The 18,077-nt window shown below is 68.6% G+C and carries 19 protein-coding genes; 5 read left to right on the top strand and 14 right to left on the bottom strand.

The genetic code is table 11. The features are described 5' to 3' along the window. Positions 1 to 2: 2 nt before the first annotated feature. The 6 genes from ABLE94_RS18945 to ABLE94_RS18920 all read right to left on the bottom strand — a co-directional run bounded on the left by ABLE94_RS18945 (position 3) and on the right by ABLE94_RS18920 (position 5,599). Positions 3 to 398 (bottom strand): GntR family transcriptional regulator, encoded by a 396-nt coding sequence (locus tag ABLE94_RS18945; protein ID WP_348802952.1) that lies wholly within the window; start codon positions 396 to 398, stop codon positions 3 to 5. Between the two features lie 40 nt (positions 399 to 438). Continuing rightward, complete coding sequence (locus tag ABLE94_RS18940; protein ID WP_348809514.1) at positions 439 to 1,683, bottom strand: arginine deiminase; 1,245 nt, start codon at positions 1,681 to 1,683, stop codon at positions 439 to 441. 264 nt (positions 1,684 to 1,947) lie between these two features. Next, positions 1,948 to 3,162 carry an MFS transporter gene (locus ABLE94_RS18935; RefSeq protein WP_348802955.1) on the bottom strand — a complete coding sequence of 405 codons (1,215 nt, stop codon included), beginning with the start codon at positions 3,160 to 3,162 and terminating at the stop codon, positions 1,948 to 1,950. Positions 3,163 to 3,205: 43 nt separating this feature from the next. Next, positions 3,206 to 4,222, bottom strand: coding sequence for a patatin-like phospholipase family protein (locus tag ABLE94_RS18930; protein ID WP_348809513.1), 1,017 nt, complete (start codon positions 4,220 to 4,222; stop codon positions 3,206 to 3,208). 50 nt (positions 4,223 to 4,272) lie between these two features. After that, positions 4,273 to 4,719, bottom strand: coding sequence for a redox-sensitive transcriptional activator SoxR (gene soxR / locus ABLE94_RS18925; protein WP_348809512.1), 447 nt, complete (start codon positions 4,717 to 4,719; stop codon positions 4,273 to 4,275). A 16-nt stretch (positions 4,720 to 4,735) separates the two neighbouring features. Further along, positions 4,736 to 5,599: a universal stress protein gene (locus ABLE94_RS18920; protein ID WP_348809511.1), complete on the bottom strand. Its 864-nt coding sequence runs from the start codon at positions 5,597 to 5,599 to the stop codon at positions 4,736 to 4,738. 205 nt (positions 5,600 to 5,804) lie between these two features. Between ABLE94_RS18920 and ABLE94_RS18915 the strand changes: the two genes are divergently transcribed. Together ABLE94_RS18915 and ABLE94_RS18910 are read left to right on the top strand one after the other, a co-directional pair. Next, complete coding sequence (locus ABLE94_RS18915; protein WP_348802960.1) at positions 5,805 to 6,119, top strand: hypothetical protein; 315 nt, start codon at positions 5,805 to 5,807, stop codon at positions 6,117 to 6,119. Positions 6,120 to 6,247: 128 nt separating this feature from the next. Beyond that, positions 6,248 to 7,984: a serine/threonine-protein kinase gene (locus ABLE94_RS18910; RefSeq protein ID WP_348802961.1), complete on the top strand. Its 1,737-nt coding sequence runs from the start codon at positions 6,248 to 6,250 to the stop codon at positions 7,982 to 7,984. Between the two features lie 53 nt (positions 7,985 to 8,037). Here ABLE94_RS18910 and ABLE94_RS18905 read toward each other — a convergent pair whose 3' ends face one another. The 8 genes from ABLE94_RS18905 to mrf all read right to left on the bottom strand — a co-directional run bounded on the left by ABLE94_RS18905 (position 8,038) and on the right by mrf (position 17,226). Then, positions 8,038 to 8,868, bottom strand: coding sequence for a protein kinase domain-containing protein (locus ABLE94_RS18905; protein ID WP_348802962.1), 831 nt, complete (start codon positions 8,866 to 8,868; stop codon positions 8,038 to 8,040). 1 nt (position 8,869) lies between these two features. Beyond that, positions 8,870 to 10,963, bottom strand: coding sequence for a cation:proton antiporter (locus tag ABLE94_RS18900; protein WP_348809510.1), 2,094 nt, complete (start codon positions 10,961 to 10,963; stop codon positions 8,870 to 8,872). Between the two features lie 28 nt (positions 10,964 to 10,991). Beyond that, on the bottom strand, positions 10,992 to 12,647 hold the full coding sequence (locus tag ABLE94_RS18895; RefSeq protein ID WP_348809509.1) for an FHA domain-containing protein: 1,656 nt from the start codon (positions 12,645 to 12,647) through the stop codon (positions 10,992 to 10,994). Continuing rightward, a complete protein-coding gene (locus tag ABLE94_RS18890) occupies positions 12,644 to 13,084 on the bottom strand; it encodes a hypothetical protein (RefSeq protein ID WP_348802967.1) in 441 nt (146 codons plus the stop codon). Before ABLE94_RS18890 ends, ABLE94_RS18895 begins: the two co-directional genes overlap by 4 nt. Position 13,085: 1 nt before the next feature. Beyond that, positions 13,086 to 14,906: an FAD/NAD(P)-binding protein gene (locus tag ABLE94_RS18885; protein ID WP_425476244.1), complete on the bottom strand. Its 1,821-nt coding sequence runs from the start codon at positions 14,904 to 14,906 to the stop codon at positions 13,086 to 13,088. Continuing rightward, positions 14,903 to 15,448 carry a hypothetical protein gene (locus tag ABLE94_RS18880; protein ID WP_348809508.1) on the bottom strand — a complete coding sequence of 182 codons (546 nt, stop codon included), beginning with the start codon at positions 15,446 to 15,448 and terminating at the stop codon, positions 14,903 to 14,905. The genes ABLE94_RS18885 and ABLE94_RS18880 overlap by 4 nt, the downstream gene beginning before the upstream one ends. A gap of 111 nt (positions 15,449 to 15,559) precedes the next feature. After that, on the bottom strand, positions 15,560 to 15,868 hold the full coding sequence (locus ABLE94_RS18875) for a type B 50S ribosomal protein L31 (protein ID WP_348809507.1): 309 nt from the start codon (positions 15,866 to 15,868) through the stop codon (positions 15,560 to 15,562). Continuing rightward, a complete protein-coding gene (gene mrf / locus ABLE94_RS18870; protein WP_348809506.1) occupies positions 15,865 to 17,226 on the bottom strand; it encodes a ribosome hibernation factor-recruiting GTPase MRF in 1,362 nt (453 codons plus the stop codon). Before mrf ends, ABLE94_RS18875 begins: the two co-directional genes overlap by 4 nt. A gap of 121 nt (positions 17,227 to 17,347) precedes the next feature. On the opposite strand from mrf, the gene rpmB reads away from it, so the two are divergent. The 3 genes from rpmB to rpsN are packed head-to-tail and all read left to right on the top strand — an operon-like array spanning position 17,348 to position 18,053. Beyond that, positions 17,348 to 17,584: a 50S ribosomal protein L28 gene (rpmB, locus tag ABLE94_RS18865; protein ID WP_348802972.1), complete on the top strand. Its 237-nt coding sequence runs from the start codon at positions 17,348 to 17,350 to the stop codon at positions 17,582 to 17,584. Then, positions 17,584 to 17,748 carry a 50S ribosomal protein L33 gene (rpmG, locus tag ABLE94_RS18860; RefSeq protein ID WP_348802973.1) on the top strand — a complete coding sequence of 55 codons (165 nt, stop codon included), beginning with the start codon at positions 17,584 to 17,586 and terminating at the stop codon, positions 17,746 to 17,748. Before rpmB ends, rpmG begins: the two co-directional genes overlap by 1 nt. Then, positions 17,748 to 18,053 (top strand): 30S ribosomal protein S14, encoded by a 306-nt coding sequence (rpsN, locus tag ABLE94_RS18855; protein WP_348809505.1) that lies wholly within the window; start codon positions 17,748 to 17,750, stop codon positions 18,051 to 18,053. The genes rpmG and rpsN overlap by 1 nt, the downstream gene beginning before the upstream one ends. The last annotated feature ends 24 nt before the right edge of the window (positions 18,054 to 18,077 follow it).

Genomic DNA, 18,077 nt, shown 5'->3' with positions numbered 1-18,077 from the left:
TCTCAACTCCTACCGAGTGCACGCAACAACAACGTGACCATCACGTCATCGTCGATTCCCTGCTCACGCAGCGCTTTCACGTGGTCGACGGTGGCCCGTTGGGCCGCCGACAGCCGCGCGTCGGGTCCGGCCTTGATGAAAGAGCCGTGCCGACCCCGCGTTTCGATGATGCCGGCCGCCTCGAGTTCTCGGTAGCTGCGGGCCACGGTGTTGGCGGCCAGGTGCAGGTCGGTGGCCAGGGCCCGCACCGTCGGTATCCGGGCGCCCACCAACAGCGTTCCGTGGTCGACGAGTCCGATCACGCCGAGACGCACCTGTTCGAACGGCGGCGAGTCGGCCGTCGGGTCGATGTGCAGCAGGGACGCGAGGTCGACCGGGGTGTCCGGCTGTCCACTCATCACATGTCTCCTTCTCGGCTCGCGTCGTGGTGCGTCGGGTTCACAGCGGATCGCGCGCGAGCGGACACGACATGCACCGTGGCCCACCGTGCCCGACGTCGAGCGCCGCACCGTCGATCTCGATGATCTCGACACCGGCGTCGACGAGGCGCCGGTTGGTGTCGGCGTTATGGCGGTAGGACACCACCACGCCCGGTGAGATCGCCAGGGTGTTGGAACTGTCGTCCCAGGTTCCCGGAGACGTTGTCGCGGAGGCGATCTCGGGATCGATGAGACGCAACCCGGCGATGCCCATCGCGTCGGACGCGGCGTCGGCGAACGGACGTGCCCCCGACGCCACCACACCCCCGTTGTCATCGGAGCGAATGGTGAACGCGGACATGCCATCCCGGATCGCGGGATGGACGACCATGGCATCGACGTCGACCATGGTGCACATCGTGCCGAGGTGCATGAAGGCGCCGGGTCGTTCGATCGGGATGGCCAACACGGTGTGCGCGAGCCCGTCGGTGAGCAGGCTTTCGGCGAGGGCCTCCGCGCCTGCGGGAGTGGTGCGTTCACCCACGCCGACGGCGACGACGCCCGGCGCCAGCAACAACACGTCACCTCCCTCGACCGGGGCGACCCGCGATTCGTATGCGCGCCGGGCACCCATGAATCGCGGGTGGTGGGCGTAGATGAGGTCGACCAGCGACGCCTCCCGCACTCGCGCCCGCCGCGCCAGCGACGAGATCGCGAATCGTTCCCTGACCCAGAACGAGCTGTCGCGGCTGTAGAGCAGGTTCGGCAGTGGTTCGATGGCGAACTCCGCGCCGGTGTACATCTGCCGCACCAACGACCCGCCGGCGGAGACTGCGATATCCGGTAGCTCGTCGAAAGTGATTCCGGCGGTGAGTATTCGACCCAGCTCCGGCGCCGGCAGCCCACGGAGGTGCCGGCTCAATTCCTCGGCCAGCCGGGCACCGAGACGGCCCACGTGCACCGCCGAGGCGATGCCCTGTATCCGCGCCGCGCCGCTGTGGGCAATCGCCTCGACGAGCAGATCGCCGAGCAGCAAGACCTCGACTCCGCGGTCACGGAGTGCGGCGGTGAACGCGTCGTGTTCGTCACGGGCCCGGGCCGGGTCGGGAACTCCGGCGAACAGGAAGCCCGCCGCATTGGCCGGGGTGAGCCGATCGAGTTCGGGTCCGGGGCGATGGACCATCACCGCGCGCAGCGCACCCACCTCGGAGTCGACCCCGAACGAGGCAGGTTGCGTATGGGAGGAGACCGCCGCTGTCACCATGGGTCAACCGTAGGCCATGTGGTGCACCTCCACCGTGAGGGATGACGACCGGTGAGCGCTGTCAACGTGGAGGCGAGCGCTGTCAACGTGGAAGCGAGCGCTTTCAACGTGGCGGGTGAGAAGTTGGGTCGTTTTGGCGAACGTGGGTGCTGTAGCGCCCAGTTTCTCCAACAGGACCCAGATTCTCCGACGGGAGTTCTCAGGCCGGCCCGTAACTGAGATGCACGCGGGCCCCACGTCGGCTCCCCTGGTCCGGGCACCCCGTCAGGGGGCGTCCGGATCGGAGAGTTTGGCGGGAGTGCCGACCACCTCGGGGGCGGTTTCCCGCGCCGCGATCCACATCACGAACGCGGCGGCGGCCACGGCGGAGGTGAGGACGAAGGCCGGGCCGAAACCGAAACGGTCGGCGACGAATCCGACGATCAGCGGACCGCCGATGGCGCCGAGATCCGAGGACATGCCGTAGGCGGCCAACGCCGAACCGCCCTGCCGTCGCGCACCCAGGACATCGGCGAGGGCGGCCTGATGGGTTGGGGCGAACAGTCCGGAACCGACGCCGGCGAACATCGACAGTGCCAGCGCAATCACCAGATTCGGCGAGAACCCCAGCAGCGCCGTGGACACCGCCATGATCGCCAACCCGGGCAGCATCACCCGCCGGCGACCGTACCGATCCGAGAATCGCCCCGCCGCCACGATCGCTGCCACATTGCCCACCGCATAGACCGCCAGCACGACACCGGCCATCGCCGGTTGCTCGCCGAGCCCGTCGGTGATGAACAGTGGAACCACCGCCACCCGGACTCCCATCGACGCCCAGCCCTGGGTGAAGCTGGATGCCAGGATCGCCCGATATGCACTGTCGCGCAATGCGGCCCGTAAGGACATCACGCCGGGCTTCTCGCCGGCGGTATCGGCATCGGCGTCACCGGCGTCGCGGAGTTGCGTGGCCACCACGACCGACGCGATCACCAGCGCGATCGCGTAGACGATGAACGGCATGCGCAGACCGAAACCGACCAGGGCCGCACCGACGAGCGGCCCGGTGATGTTGCCGATGAGGAATCCGGCCGAGAAGAACCCCGCTATGCGACCGCGGATCTCGTTGGGCGACATGCGGATCAGCAGCGCCATCGCCGAGATGGTGAACATCGTCGAACCGATGCCACCGAGCCCCCGGAAGATCAGCAACTGCACGTAGTTCTGCGCGAAGGCGCACGCGAATGTGCTGGCGGCGACGATCAGCAAGCCGCTCAGGTAGATTCGTCGTTCGCCGAGCTTGGTCACCAGACGCCCGGCGGTGGGGGCGAACAGCAGTCGCATCACCGCGAATGCCGACACCACCGCCGAGGTGGCGGTGTAGCCGACGTCGAAGCTGCGCGCAAAGCTCGGCAACGCGGGTGCGATCAGCCCGAAGCCGAGTGCGATCACCACGTTCGCGCTCAGCAGCACCCAGATGCCACGGGGGATCTGCCTCATGATCCGTCGCCCATCTGGCCGTCCCGCACGCCTCGCGGCCCGCTCACGATGTTTCGGGCAACTGGTCGAGCGCCTCGGCGGTGAGCGTCCGACCGAGTTCGATCATCTCCGAGGCCTTGTGGAAGTCGAGGGTGCGCACCGCTTTTCGCGGCACGCGGATGAGGATGTCGGGCGGATAACCGGCGATCTGATGGCGGGTCAACGCGATCGACATGATGTCCAACGATCGGGTCAGCACCTCGATACGCCCCATGGACGGGGTGGGTGCCATCAGTTCGGCGTCCGCCACGTCATCGGCCCCGGCTGCGGCCACGTCGTCGGCCGGCGTGGACACGTCCGGGTCGAGCGCCTCTGTGCCGAGGGCGTCGGGATCGGGTGCACCCGACGCATCCAGACCCAGCCGATCACGCATGGACCGGACGAAATCACTGGAGAGGATCGGTTCGACGTTGCGGCGGATGATCCCCTTGGTGGTCGGCTGCCGCGCCGCGCCTTCGGCCAGGCCGTCACCGTCGAGAACCACACCGATCGTGACGTCACTGAGGACGGCGGCGGTGGGTGCCACCGGCAGCGGATCGAGAATGCCGCCGTCGGCGAAGAGGTGACCGTCGTGCTGATACGGGGTGATGACCCCGGGTATCGCTATCGATGCCCGGATGGCGTCGACAAGCTTGCCGCGTTGAAACCAGACCGAGCGGCCGGAGATCAGGTCGGTGGCGACCGCGGTGAACGGGATTGCCAGGTCCTCGATCACCGCGTCGCCCAGGATGTCCCCGACGCGGGCGATGATGCGCTCGGCCTTGATCACACCGCCCGGCTTGCTCAGGGAGACGTCGAGCAGTCGCATCACGTCGAGTTGACCGAGGTCGGTGATCCACTCCTCGTACGCGTCGAGTCCGCCGCCGCAGTACAGCCCGCCCACCAGCGCGCCAATCGACGAGCCTGCGATGCTGACCAGCGAAAACCCCCGCGCCTCGAGTTCGGCGATGACCCCGATGTGCGCGTATCCGCGGGCTCCGCCGCTCCCGAGGGCGAGCGCGACGCGTGATCCACCGGCCATGGATCACACCCTATCGCCACCGGCACCGAGCGGTCCCGGCGCCGGTCCGCTCAATCCGGCATCAGCCGACGCGCCCCCGAGCCCTGCCGGTGGAGTTCGTCGCCGGGATTGAGCAGGTGACACGCGTTCAGGGACAGACACCCGCAGCCGACGCACGAACCGATCATGTCCCGCATCTTCTGCAGCAGCGCGATGCGTTGATCGAGATCATCGATCCACCGCTGCGACGCCGCCTCCCACATCTGGGTCGACGGCGACTCGGTGTCACCGAGTTCACCGAGGACGTCGGCGATGACGGCGAGCGGAATCCCCGCGGTCTGCGAGGCCTTGATGAATGCCACCCGGCGCAGCATCGCGCGGTGATACCGACGTTGGTTGCCCGCGGTGCGGCGGGCGAAGATCAGTCCCTGGTCTTCGTAGTACCGCACGGCGGAGGGAGCGATCCCGGCTCGCTGGGCAAGCTCACCAACCGACAACTCGAGCTTTCGCAGGCCCATGCGAGCGCGCAGCGCCTCAGCTGCGGACGACCATCACCGGCAGCGTCGCGTGATGCAGGATCTTCTGGCTGGTCGAGCCCAGCAGCAGACCCTTGAAGCCACCACGTCCACGGCTACCGACGACGACGAGTCCGGCGTCGTACTTCGCGGCGGCCTCGAGCACGGCCTTGGCCGGCTCCTCCGGCAGCACCTCGCGCACCACCTCGACGTCCGGGTAGTCCGCGCCGTAGCCGGCGAGACGTTCGGCGACGGCGGCGACCGCATCCTCCGACATCCGTTCGACCTCGTCGGGGTCGATGCCGTAGCCGTGCAGGGCGTCGGCGTCGAGAGGGGTCCAGGTGTGCACGGCGATGAGCTTGGTGTTGCGCAGGGATGCCTGGGCGTAGGCCTCCTTGATCGCGCCGTCGCTCACCTTGGAGTCGTCGACGCCGACCACGACCGGCCCGTCCTTGGACGGACCAGCGACCACCACGACGCGGCCGTGCGAATGTGCGGCGACGTTGGTGGACACCGATCCGAGGAACAGTCCCTTGACACCGCCGAGCCCACGGGTCCCGAGAACGATCGCCGAGGCGTCCTTGCCGAGTTCGAGCAGCACGCGGCTGGCGTCACCGTCGACGATCGAGCAGTGCACGGTCAGCCCCGGTGCCGCCTCTTCGGCGACCTTGGCGGCGGCGTGCACGGCGTCGGTCGCGTCCTGACGGATGGCGTCGATGACGTCCTGCGGAATGATGAGGCCCGGTGCGTAATCACTGGTGCTGGCGTCGTAGACACCGACCAGCTTGAGTTCGTCGCCTTCGAGTTGAGCTGTCTTCGCGGCCCAACCGACCGCGGCCGTCGATGCTTCCGACCCGTCAACGCCGACGAGAATCGCGCTCATGTGTTCGTCATCTCCCTCTCGGTGGAAATCCCAATGACACAGCTCTGACATCTCTATCCTGCCCTTGACGCCGCCGAACAGCAATGAGTAGAAGGTCCCCGGCCAACCGCTCCGCCTACGCGGTGTACCCTTGAATCCACAGTCGTTGGCGCCCAACCCAATTCCGTGATCGTCAACGTCACAACCCGACCCCACCCCGCACGTCATGAGCCCCGACAACACTCCCCCACCACCACGCGGCCCCTCCACATTCCGGCGCGCGGTCATCTACGACGCGGTGATCATCGGACTGGGCATCGCGACCCTCGTCGTGGCGGTGGCATCGTCCGACGGCCTGCGTACCGTACTGGTCATCGCCGCCCCGGTGATCGTCGGCGGCGGCGCGATCGGAGCGCTGTGGCGCACCTACACCGAATGGCGTTCCGGCGGGCAGTGGCAGGTGTGGCAGGGCGCCGCATGGTTCCTCCTGGCACTGTTCCTGGTGTTCCTCTTCTCCACCGCCCCCTACCTGCTGGAATGACCCCGGTATCCCAGCGGCGGTGCGCCGAACGTGGGACATGACCCCGGCCGGGCCATTCGGTCACCGGCTACACTCGAGGCGGCAATGATGGAGGGACCAACGCCAGGGAATCGGCCGGGAGTGACAACGTGACGCAGGGCGAGGACACCGGCACCCCGACGGGGCCGGCATCGGCCTCCGGTCAACTGGCGCCGGGCACCCTGTTCGCCGGCTATCGCATCGATCGAATCCTGGGCCGCGGCGGCATGGGCACCGTGTACGTGGCGACCCATCCCCGCCTCCCCCGTCTCGACGTCCTCAAACTCCTCAACGCGTCGTTCACCGACGACCCGAGCTTCCGGGCCCGCTTCGAGCGCGAGGCCGATCTCGCGGGCAGCCTCGATCACCGCAACATCGTGTCGGTCTATGACCGCGGCGCCGAGAACGGGCAGTTGTGGATCGCGATGCGCTACGTCCGCGGCTACGACGCGTCCTCACTCATCCGCAGTTGCCCGTCCGGCGTCGATCCCGCCTTCGCCGTCCACATCATCGGCGAGATCGCCACCGCACTCGACCACGCCCACCGCCGCGGCATGGTGCACCGTGACGTCAAACCCGCCAACATCCTCATCGAATCCGACGACGACGGCGGCACCGGCGCAATCATGCTGACCGACTTCGGTATTGCCCGCGCCGTCGATGACGCGATGCACCTGACCGACACCGGACTGACCGTGGCGTCGGTACCGTACGCCTCACCCGAGCAACTGCACGGTCACGAGCTCGACGGACGTGCCGACCAGTACGCGCTCGCGTGCACCTTCGTCGAATTGCTCACCGGCGCACCACCGTTCCCCCGCGACAATCGCCTGGCCGCGATGAGTGCCCACCTGCACGACGCCCCGCCGTCGGTGCGCGAACGGGTACCGGGACTACCGGCCGAGGTGGACGCGGCCGTGGCCCGGGCACTGTCCAAGGAACCCGCGCAACGCTTCGCCTCGTGTGCCGAATTCGCCTACGCCGCAGCCATTGCCATCGGACTCGCCCCGGCACCCCCGTCGGGACTGTCCGGCGGGATGCGCACTCCGTTCCCCACCGGTCCGGGCCACGTCTCCTATCCCGGTCAGGGCCAGACCTTCCCACCCGGCGGGCCATGGGGAACCGGCACCGAGAACACCTCCCTGATCGGGCCGCGCCGCACGCCGACCTCGGTGGCCTCCGACCCGCGCCTGTCGGATCCGCAGACCGTCGCGAACTCCGGCCGGGTGTTCTCTCCGACCGGAAACCCGGACACGGCAACACAATTGGTGAACACCGGGCGGCGCACCACGTCCGACCGCCCACCCGCCTCGCCGGGCACGGCGACGCAGAGCCCACGGACCACGATCCTGATCTCGGTGGCGACGGTGCTGGCGCTGATCGGCATCATCGCCGGCGTGCTGGCCTTCCTCAACCGCCCCGACGACCCCGGAACCTGGTCGGCCGCACAGCAACCCATCGCCACCGGGTTCTCGCAACTCCTGCCGGAGGGTCCCAACGCCGACGGCTGGGGCGGCGCCGAGTGCGCACCGGCGGCATCGAACGGGATCGACGGCATCACCTGTGTCACCAACTCCGGGGCCGCCTCCGGTGTGCGCTACACCGTGTGGCACACCCCCACGGCGCAGCAACGCGAGCAGATCGACGCCACCCTGGGCAATCAGCCCGGCACACCGCGACAGTGGACCGACGGGCCGGTGCGGGTGTCGGGCGATGCCGTGCGCGACGGCTGGGTGATCACCAACTTCACCGACGCCGCGCGCGCCCCGTACACCATCGTCGCCACCTGGACCGGGCACACCGGACAGCAGATCCTCGACGAGTGGTGGCGCGACGCGCCGTTCTGACATCCGGGCGGCCCGGTTCCGAGCTGCGGGGTTCCGAGCAGCCCGGGTTCCGATCAGCGGGCGAGCCGTCCGATCCGTTCGGCCACCTCACCGGCGGTGGTGGGTCGTTCCCCGGACAGGGCAAGGCAATTGGCGATCAGGGTGCGTTCCTCGCGACTGAGATTCTCCGACAGCGCCGGCGGCGTGGACAGCGCCGCCCGGATCGCCAGGAGAGGTTGCGCATCCGGCACGTCGCCGTAGACCCCGCTGCCGGTGAGCGCCCGGTGCAGCACCGCACCGAGCGACCAGATGTCGGTGGCCCGCGACGGCACGTCACCGGCCAGCAGGGCCGGATCCATGTACTGCACCGCGCCGGGTTGGGCGAAGCTGGTGATCGGCTCGTCGGCGGCCAGCACCCGGGCCAGCCCGAGATCGGAGATCTTTCCGCCCGGGCGGTGTGTGCCGTCGGCGCTCTCGGTGATCATGACGCTCGACGGAGTGATGTTGGCGTGCGCGATCCCGGCCTCGTGCAGCGCGTCGACGCCGCGGGCGGCGTCGGCGAGCGCACCCAGCGCGACCTCACGGGTCAGCGGGCTCGTGGGCGCCTGCAGCGAACCGAGCGGAAAGTACTCCATCGCATACATGAACTGCCCCTGCAGCACCGCGTCGTAGAGTGACGCCAGATATGGCGAGCGCACCGCGGCGAAGGCCCGCAGTTCGCGGACCCCGCGGCGGTAGGCGTCGTCGCTGCAGACCCCGCTGAACACCTTGAGCACCACGCGATCGGTCGACAGGCCGAGGCGGGCGGGCGGCACCGCGACGTAGAAGGTGCCGTTGCCGCCCTCGCCCAGTTTGCTCAAGACGGTGAAGTCCGCGAGTTGTTGCGGGACATCGACTGTGGCCATCTCAGTGCCTCTCGGGTGATGCGACGGTGGTGGTTTCGGTGACCGGTGGTTGGCCGGCGAAGCGTTCCTCGATGCGTTCGGACAATGATCGTTCCGACGTTCCCGTCCGGTCGATGACGGTGTATGCGGCGGGGACCGTGGTCATCTCGGCGTCGTCGGGAACCAGCACCAGCGTGTCCGGCATGATCAGCGCATCGGTGCGGTCGGTGACCGTGACCCGCACGCCGAGATCGGACAGCGCGGACAGATCCGCGGACATGCGGCGACGCGATGATCCGGTGACGACGGTGAGGTCCGAACCACCGCCGTACGCCAGCGACGCGGCCACCACGACGGCGGTGCGCCCGGCGCGACTGTCCGCGGCGACACACACCAGCGCGGCGGTCGACGACGGACCACGCCCGGCCGCCGGCGTCTCGTCGATGACGAGAATCGGTGCGCTGGTAAGCGATTCGACCATCGGCAGCGCACCGGTGTCGACGATGACGACGTCGGCGCCGCTGTTGGCGGCCATCTCCTCGAGATCGGTGGCGGGATCGGCGCTGAACCGGCACAGCACCGACACCGATCCGGCGCCGGGCAGGCGGGTCCCGAGAGCGGTGAGTTTCTCCACCGCCGAGGCCATCGCGGAGAGGTCGGGTACCAGCGGCACACCCAGTTCGAGGCGTTGATCCCGTCCGGGGGTGGCCAGGACCCCGGCCAGCACGACGTCGGTACCCGCACCGGCGGCGAAGGCACGCCGGTGCCGGGTGAGCAGGTCGTCGAGATCCGCGTCGAGGTCGGTGAGCACGATCATGGTGCGTGAGGCGCTGCCGGTGGCCAGGGCCCGGCGTTCGGCGGCCGCGATGTCGCGGGCGACCACCGAATCCGGGTAGACCACCCGCAGCAGCGGTTCGGTGAGCACGGTGGTGACCAGCGCCATCACCACCATCATCGCGAACAGTTCGTCGGAGAGGACGCCCAGTTCCTTTCCGGCCGTGAGGATCACCAGTTCGGTGAGACCACGCGTGTTCATCAGCACGGCGATCGCCGACGCCTGACGGTTGGGTATCGCCGACAGCCGCGCACCCAGGAACGCGCCGGAGAACTTCCCGACGATGGCCACCGCGAGGACCAGCAGCAGTTGCCACCATCCCCCTGCGCCGATGTCGGCGAGATTGACGCTCAGTCCGGTGACGACGAAGAACATCGGGAGCAGCAACAGGACGCTGACCTGCTCGAGTCGCTCCAGGATCTCGCGGGTGAGCGCCTCACCGCCCACCTTGGGCATGATGGCTCCGAAGACGAACGCACCGAAGATCTGGTGGATGCCGATGACGTCGGTGGCCGCCGCGGACAGGAACAGGCCGACGAGGATCACCGCGAGGATGTCGGGTGTCATGCGTCCGGCGGCGTCGCGCCAGGTGATCAGCCGCCGCAGCAGCGGCCGGACGATCCCGAACATCACGGCCACGTACACCACGGTCAGGCCGACGATCTTGGCCACCTCGGACATGCTGCCGCCGGAGATGATCGCGATGACGAAAGCCAGTGCGGTCCAGGCGATGATGTCGTCGACGGCGGCGGCGGCGAGGCTGAACACGCCCGGCGGGGTGCGTTGCATGTTGCGGTCGGTGAGGATGCGGGCGAGCACCGGGAACGCGGTGATCGACATCGCGATACCGAGGAACAGGGCCATCCCGAGCAGGCCGATCTGTTGACCGCCGACGACGTCGTGCGTCGGGTAGAGGACCACCGCGAGTCCGACTCCGAGGGCGAAGGGCACCACGATCGAACACAGGGAGATGGTGGCGGCGGCCCGTTCGCGGCCCGCGATCAGTCGCATGTCGAGTTCGAGCCCGACGATGAACATGAACAGCACCAGCCCGATCTGGGCGAGTGCACCCAGCAGGGGCCGGACGTCGCTGGGAAACAGCGCTTCGGTCGGATCGCCGGGCAGCAGACCGAGCAGGCTGGGGCCCAGGGCGATTCCGGCGGCGATCTCACCGACCACCGCGGGCTGGCGGCAGGCAGCCGCAATGCGGCCACCGATTCGCGCCGCCACGATGATCACCGCGACGTCGAGGAGCAGGAAGGCCACCAGGTGTTTGTCCATCAGCACACGCCCATGGGGTTCTCGTCCGTCACGTCCGGGCGTGGGGGGATTCGAAGATGAAGTGGCGGCCGCCGATTCGCACATGCGAACCGGGCGAGAGGATGTGCGGCTGACGCGGAGCCAACCGGATCTCGCGGCTGCCCATCGCGGGGTCGCTGACGAAGGTGCCGTTGGCCGAGCCGAGGTCGATCAGGTGCACGTCCCACTCGACCAGCCGGAGTTCGATGTGCCGGCGGGAGAGTTGCCCGGACTCGTCTTGCACGCGAATGGGTTTCGGGTTGGACCTGCCGCGGCCACCACTGGTTCCGGGTTCCCGACCGATCACCAGGTCCTCGTCGAGTAGGTAGGTGGAACCGTTGTCGAGCAGCAGCCAGCCCAGCGGCGGCCGCTCGCCTTCGACGAGGATGCCGGTCAGCTGATCCATCCGGATGCCGCACACTCCACACAGCCACGAGCGGGGATGGTTGAGATGCCCTCGCGAACAACGGATTCCGTGGACGTGCGCCCGCGATTCGGGCAGTTTGACGACCTCGGTGGCCGACTTCTGCTTGACCTGGACCGGCAGCGGGTCACGCTGTTCGGGCAGGACGTCCTGCAGGGAGTCGACCTTGAAGTCGATCGGCTCCTCTGGCGCCGGTGGGGCGGGCGGCGGGGGTGGGGTCGGTGCCGGGGGTGGCGTCGCCGGCCAGGGCTGGTGGGGCGTCTGCGGCGCCTGCTGTTGCGGCGCCGGCGGATGCGGCGGTTCGGGGTGGGTGGGCTCCGGGTCGGCACCGAGTGCGCTCGACTGGAACGCCCGCGGCTCGGGTGCGGCCGGTTCGGGTGCGGGCGGCTCGGGCGCATGGGGTTCGGGCGCAGGCGGCTTGGACATCAGTGGGGTGGAACGGAATTCGGGGGCCGGCTCGGGTTCGGGGTTCGGCTCGGACTCCGGGGCCGGGGCCGGCTCGGACTCCGGGGCCGGCGGTGCGGTGCGCGGAGGCGCGGACCGCATCGCGTCGTCGGCGCGATCGCCCACCTCGTGCATCTGATCGGCGTGCATCTGATCGTCGTGCATGTGATCGGCGGTATCGGCATGGTCGTGATCGCCGTGATCGTGATCGCCGTGATCGTGATCGCCGTGATCGTGATCGGCATGGTCGTCGGCCGTCCCGGCACGAGAGCTGAGGTCGTAGACCTCGGTGCCGCGCATCCCCAGCGGGGTGTGCAGCAGGGCGCCGGCGGCGGGCACGTGACCCTCGACGAGGTCGTAGGTCTCCTCGCCGGGCTCGGCGGGCACCGCACCGGCGAGGTAGAGCCCGAGTCCCTCGTACGGCCATGGGATGGCCCGGTCGAACGGTTCGCCGGTCGCGCCCGACTGCAGCCGACGCCCGTCGGCCTCACCGAACACCGATCCACTGAGGTAGATGGCGATCCCGACGCTGTCGGGGGCGGCGAAGCCGATGTCGGCGGGCTGATCCAGATCGGCGGTCGCGACCAGTTGGGCGAGGGCGCGTACCACGTGCCGGCCGCGGCGCGGCATGCGGTCGGGGGTGGCCACGGAGGTCTCGATGGCCAGGATGTCGGGGAGCAGGACGCGTGAGGACTCCCCGAGTAAGCACAGGAATGCGGGTTTGCGGATCACGATGCCCGATCCGGGCACCAACGTCACCGTCGGGGTCACACTCGGACTGGGTGCGGGCGCGCTCAAAAGAACCGACCTCCTTGGAATCTCCAGTGCGGGAAGATCGCTCGCAGCGGGCCGTTGAGGATGATCCACACGACCAGCCAGGTCGTCCCGAACTGGATGGCGAACACCCCGGGCGACGGGGGTCCGGTGCCCTCGGGAAAGATCGGCGCGTACGTCACCACGAACCAGGTGGCGATGCCCTCGTTGATGCCGGTGAGCAGACCGAACAGGGTGGGCCAGTCCTTCTCCCACCGGAACTGCTGCAGGAAGTGGTAGATGAACTCCCAGGCGACGCCGAGCACGATGACCGTGGCGAGCACGATGAACGCGCCGATGTAGGTCTTGTCGATGGGTGCACCGTCGGGCAGGAACGGCCCGATGATGAGCGTCCAGATCCCACCGACGATGCCCAGCACCAGGATTCGCGTCTGGATGCGGCCCCACAGGGTTGGCAGCATGTCAGTCGACTCCCTTCCCACGCGCCCATCGCCACCATTGTCGGGTCGACCGCCATGGTGAGAGTTTCTTGCAGAACCCTTGGTCGGCCAGGTCGTCGACGATCTCCAGCGCCGCGATCTGCAACCCGAGGAAGGTGTCGACGCCGGGGAAATAGCCACCGAGGGTGGCCGATCCCGAGGCGTAGATCCTGCCGTTGCCGTTGCGGGTACCGATCAGCTCGAAGTTGCGTTCCACGTCCATCCGGCCCACCGGGTTGATGCCGGCACCGGTGTGATCGAGCAGGTCGGCGAGCAGACGATGTTCGCGCACATCGGCTTCCAGCCCGGTGCAGTCGATGACGTAGTCGGCGTAGAGCTCGAACGTCCCGTCCGGGCCGGCCTCCTGTTTGATCGATGCGTGCGGGTCGACCTTCACCGTCGCCACCACGCCCTGGCCACCGGGTGCCGGGACGAGGGATTGCGCCTTGCCGACCGCCACCCGATACCAGCCCTCCTTGCGGCCGCGTTTGAGTTGTTCCTGCCAGTCGTTGCGGACCGGGGTGTTGGTGCCGCCCATCTGCTTGTAGGCCTCGGCGCGGTCGTGGCCCTCGAGTTTGCGCATCCGGGCCTTGAGCTGACCACCCCACACCGACTTCGGGTAGTTGAACCCCTGATAGGCCCAGCCGTCTTTCCCCTTGCGGCGCATGAAGATATGCGGTCCGTGCGCCTTGTCGACGTAGGTGCGGAACAGGTGCACCACCTGGGTCTGCAGGCCGTAGGCATCGCGGTCGTCGACGAGTCGTTGCAGCACCCGGGAGGCGACGATGCCCGCGCCGCGGATCATCACGATGCCGGGTCGTCGCCGTAGCGCCTGATAGATGTGCTCATGTGGCTCATAGGCATTGACCACCTTGCTGGCGTCCCGGTAGGTCTCCCGGAAGGCCTGCAGATCGGGCAGCAGCTTGATGCCCGGGTAGCCGATGGCCACGTGCACCCACTGACTGCGGAACGCGACCCGCTTGGTCGGCGAAGTACCCTGCGGCGGTGTGAGGATCGTGAAATATCCGCCGCCGGCGCGGCGTCGGATCATCCGCACCTGCCCCTGCCGCAGGCATTGCAGGTAGCCGATCCGGTTGCACTCCTTCTCCATCGACTCGAACGCATGCCCGGCCTTGGGCGTGTAGTAGTTCGCGAAGATCGGTTCCACCGCCACGTTCCACAGTGGCTTGATCGATTTGGTGGCCCACGCCTCGCGGGTGGCGTACGACGGGAAACCCCAGATGTTGTCGGGTGTCGACGCCGAGTCGGAGCGCAGTCGTTCACCACGCGGGATCTGTGAGACGCGGGTCAGATACTCGTAGGAGTGCCACGGCACGTCCTGGGGGCCGAGCACCGCGATGCGGTCCAGCGGCACACCGCAGATGCGCAGGTAGTCGACGGTCACGAAGGAGCCGATGCCCGATCCGACGGTCACGAACGGGACATCGATCAACGGGATTCCGGCCTGCTCGACCATGGCGTCGGTCCACACGTCGGTGTCGACCAACTCGGGGGTGAGATCGCCGGTCCCCCGGGGACGTCCGATGTGGGCGGTCGCGAAGTCGCCGGGTTCGGGCGCCGGGACCGACGAGGGCCCCGGACCGGGTCCGGGCGGGCCTGCCGGGGGTGGTCCCGGGCGGCGCGGCGGACCGGGCGGATACTGCCCCGGTCGGGGTCCGGGTCCGGGTGGACCCGGGTGCCCGGGACGTTGCGGCGGTGGGTACTGCGGCGCCCCCGGATGGCCGGGGCGGGGCTGACGGGGTTGGGGCTGACCGGGTTGAGGCACCGGGCCCCGGGTGGTCATCGCCGGCTCCGCATCTTGGTGATCAGCAGATAGCCGAGAATGCCTGCGGCGCCGCCGATTCCGATGACCGCGACGACGATGTAGGCGATATTCGACGAGGTCGGCGTCGATTGCGCCACCGGGACGACGTTCTTGCTGAGCGTCGCCGAGGTCGGGGCGGAGGTCCGCGGCGTGGTGCTGCTGGTGGCTTCGGGGATCGGCTGCGTGTAGGTGGGCGCCGCCGTGGTCGGGACGGTCCGCGGGGTCACCGTCGTCGTGGACACCGGCGGCGGTGTGGTCGTGACCGGCGGTGGCTCCTCGGTGGTGGTCACCTCCGGCGTGGTCACCTCCGGCTGGGTGGTCACCTCACTGCCACCACCCGGGTCCGGGGGCACCTCGGTGTCCACCTGGCCGGGTTCACCGGTGTCGACGACGGGCGGCGCCGGTGGGGCCGTCGTCTCGGCGAGCGCCGGGCCGCCGAGCGCGAGCAGAGCGCCGACCATGACCGCGACCAGTACGGCGAGTCGCACCAGATGGCGGTGGCTCGGGACGCGCGGACGCATGTTCCCTCCAGTGAGGTCGAGTGCGGGACAGGTGTAACTCTAACCCGTCCGCGCACTCGGCCGACCGCCAACCAGCCGAACGTACTACACCAAGTCCTTGCTGGTGAAGGCCTATTCGGGCCGGTCTGTCGGCTTCTGCGTGGGCGTCGGGGAACCACCGCGGGGCGCGTGTCGGGGAATGTCGGCGTACCGACGCCGGAACCGCTCGACACGTCCGGCGGTGTCGACGAGACGGGCGGCCCCGGTCCAGAACGGATGGGAATCGCTGGTCACGTCGACGACGACCAATGGGTAGGTGTTGCCGTCACTCCACTCGACCGAGATGTCCGATTCGATGGTGGAGCGGGTGAGGAACTGCTTTCCGGTCGAGGCGTCCCGGAACACGACGGGATGGTAGTCGGGGTGGATGCCTGGTTTCATTGCTGATCCTTTCGGTCGGTATCGGTATCGGTGATGCTGTCGGCGGTGGGCGCTCGCCGATCGGTTTGCTCGAGGTCGTCGCAGGGATCGGAGTGGGCCACGCCGAAGGGATCGGGATAGGCCATCCACAGGGTCTGCCCGTCGGCCATCTCGGCGTCGGTGAGCACGGCCTCCGACAGGGTGCCGGTGATGATGTCCGGGTCGGCGCGGTGCGCGAGAATCACCAGCGCGCTGTGGCGGTCCCCGTGTTCGGGGTCCCATCGCAGGGCGGCCATCGCCCGGCGTTCGGGGTCCTCGAACTCGCGCTCTTGCACCGACATCGCCGCCAGCCACGGACCGCCGATCGCCACCCGCAGGCCTTCGCCGGCGGATTCGACCCAGAAGGCGTCGTCGGGCCGGTTGGCCAACCACATCCGTCCCCGGGTGCAGACGACACCGTCGAGCAGCACGTCGAGGGCGGCGTGGAGTCGCTGCGGATGGAAGGGCCGTTCGGCGGTGAACTCGACGACGCGGACCCCGCACTCCTCCTCCAGCGGCGGCTGATCACGAAGCAGCGGGTCGTGCGGACCGTCGATGCGACCGCGGCGTGCGCCCTCGGGGATGGCCCGCAACAACTGCACCGCGATGAGCGGGCGGATGGGGCGCTGCGGCAGTTCCATCACCATGGGCGCCCGGGGCGCCAGTCGTCGCAGGACCGCCATCGTCCGTGCCGATGTCCACTGGTCACGCATCGACGGGTCCGCCGCGGCGACCACCAGCGCATCGGCGAATCCGACCTGGGCGACGGCCACCTGGGCGAGGGTGCGGTCCTCATCCTCACCGCTGCCGCCGTCATCAGCGTCGCCGCCGAGGGTCTCGTCCCCGGTCGCGGCCTCGAGCCAGTCCAACTCCGAGACGCAGGCGATGGTCGCGTCGATCACGACGTCGCTGCCGGCCGGTGCGTCGATGAATCCGGGCATGTCGGTGACGACGACCTCGTCGATCGCCCACGCGACGGCCTCGGGTTCGAGTGCCGAATCCAGTTGGATGACAATGTTTTCCACGGAGCTTCGCCGGTGCAGCCGGCGCAACAGCGGCAGCAGGTCCAGTCGCAGGGTGCACGAGACGCATCCGTGCGCCAGGTTGACCTCGGTGACCTGGGTGATCTCGTTGCCGTCGAGGTCGACGGCCCGCACGGTGCGGACCACTCGTCCCGACCCGACCGCGTCGAGGTCGTGATGGACGAGGGTGGTGCCGGCCACCACGAGCGCGTCGGCGGTCCGGGCGACCGCCTCGGGATCCAGCCCCGTCACCAGGACGACCGGCGTGCGGGGCGGCATCAGGTCACCGGATGTCGCCGTCGACTCGAACTCCACCATGACTCCTTGTTGGTAACAATTTCCATTTGACGATGCCCCACGGTAGCCTGCTCGTCGACGTTAATGCCAATCGTTACCAATAAGACGGTTCGCATGGATCGCAAACAGCAAGGAGGTGGGCATGTCTGCCCATTGTCAGGTGACCGGACGCACTCCGGGATTCGGCAAGAAGGTGTCGCACTCACACCGGCGCACCTCGCGCCGGTTCAACCCCAACATCCAGCGCCGGCGCTATTACCTGCGCGCCGAGGACCGCTACATCACCCTCACGGTGAGCGCCAAGGGCATCAAGACCATCGACCGCCGCGGCATTGAGGCCGTGGTCGCCGAGATCCGGGCGCGTGGGGAGAAGATCTGATGGCGCGCAACGAGATCCGGCCGATCATCAAACTCAGATCGACGGCCGGAACCGGCTACACCTACGTCACCCGCAAGAACCGGCGCAACGACCCCGACCGGATGGTGCTGCGCAAGTACGACCCGATCGCCCGACGCCACGTCGACTTCAAGGAGGACCGCTGATGGCCAAGAAATCGAAGATCATCGCCAACGAGCGGCGCAAGGCCACCGTCGCGCGCTACGCCGAACGGCGTGCCGCATACAAGCAGACGATCGCCGACGCGTCGTCGAGCCCGGAGGAGCGGGCCGAGGCGATGCGGCGGCTGCAGGCACTCCCCCGGGACGCGAGCGCCATCCGAATCCGCAACCGCGACAGCGTCGATGGACGGCCCCGCGGCTACATCGGCAAGGCCGGCCTCTCGCGTGTGCGATTCCGCGAGTTGGCCCACCGCGGTGAACTGCCCGGCATCCACAAGTCGAGCTGGTGACATCACCGGACCCCCATCCCCACA

It is taken from the genome of Gordonia sp. VNK1 (assembly GCF_040049135.1).
Lineage (GTDB): Bacteria > Actinomycetota > Actinomycetes > Mycobacteriales > Mycobacteriaceae > Gordonia > Gordonia oleivorans.
Note: the sequence above shows the minus strand (reverse complement) of the source record. Positions and strands in the feature narration are given on the sequence as shown.

Coding starts and splice junctions, on each gene's coding strand:
- soxR (WP_348809512.1), bottom strand. CDS start 4,719: ATGGGCCTGCGAAAGCTCGAGTTGTCGGTTGGTGAGCTTGCCCAGCGA.
- mrf (WP_348809506.1), bottom strand. CDS start 17,226: ATGGTGGAGTTCGAGTCGACGGCGACATCCGGTGACCTGATGCCGCCC.
- ABLE94_RS18905 (WP_348802962.1), bottom strand. CDS start 8,868: ATGGCCACAGTCGATGTCCCGCAACAACTCGCGGACTTCACCGTCTTG.
- ABLE94_RS18890 (WP_348802967.1), bottom strand. CDS start 13,084: ATGCTGCCAACCCTGTGGGGCCGCATCCAGACGCGAATCCTGGTGCTG.
- ABLE94_RS18935 (WP_348802955.1), bottom strand. CDS start 3,162: ATGAGGCAGATCCCCCGTGGCATCTGGGTGCTGCTGAGCGCGAACGTG.
- rpsN (WP_348809505.1), top strand. CDS start 17,748: ATGGCCAAGAAATCGAAGATCATCGCCAACGAGCGGCGCAAGGCCACC.
- ABLE94_RS18940 (WP_348809514.1), bottom strand. CDS start 1,683: ATGGTGACAGCGGCGGTCTCCTCCCATACGCAACCTGCCTCGTTCGGG.
- ABLE94_RS18945 (WP_348802952.1), bottom strand. CDS start 398: ATGAGTGGACAGCCGGACACCCCGGTCGACCTCGCGTCCCTGCTGCAC.
- ABLE94_RS18920 (WP_348809511.1), bottom strand. CDS start 5,599: ATGAGCGCGATTCTCGTCGGCGTTGACGGGTCGGAAGCATCGACGGCC.
- ABLE94_RS18885 (WP_425476244.1), bottom strand. CDS start 14,906: ATGACCACCCGGGGCCCGGTGCCTCAACCCGGTCAGCCCCAACCCCGT.
- rpmG (WP_348802973.1), top strand. CDS start 17,584: ATGGCGCGCAACGAGATCCGGCCGATCATCAAACTCAGATCGACGGCC.
- ABLE94_RS18875 (WP_348809507.1), bottom strand. CDS start 15,868: ATGAAACCAGGCATCCACCCCGACTACCATCCCGTCGTGTTCCGGGAC.
- ABLE94_RS18930 (WP_348809513.1), bottom strand. CDS start 4,222: ATGGCCGGTGGATCACGCGTCGCGCTCGCCCTCGGGAGCGGCGGAGCC.
- ABLE94_RS18880 (WP_348809508.1), bottom strand. CDS start 15,448: ATGCGTCCGCGCGTCCCGAGCCACCGCCATCTGGTGCGACTCGCCGTA.
- ABLE94_RS18900 (WP_348809510.1), bottom strand. CDS start 10,963: ATGGACAAACACCTGGTGGCCTTCCTGCTCCTCGACGTCGCGGTGATC.
- ABLE94_RS18915 (WP_348802960.1), top strand. CDS start 5,805: ATGAGCCCCGACAACACTCCCCCACCACCACGCGGCCCCTCCACATTC.
- rpmB (WP_348802972.1), top strand. CDS start 17,348: ATGTCTGCCCATTGTCAGGTGACCGGACGCACTCCGGGATTCGGCAAG.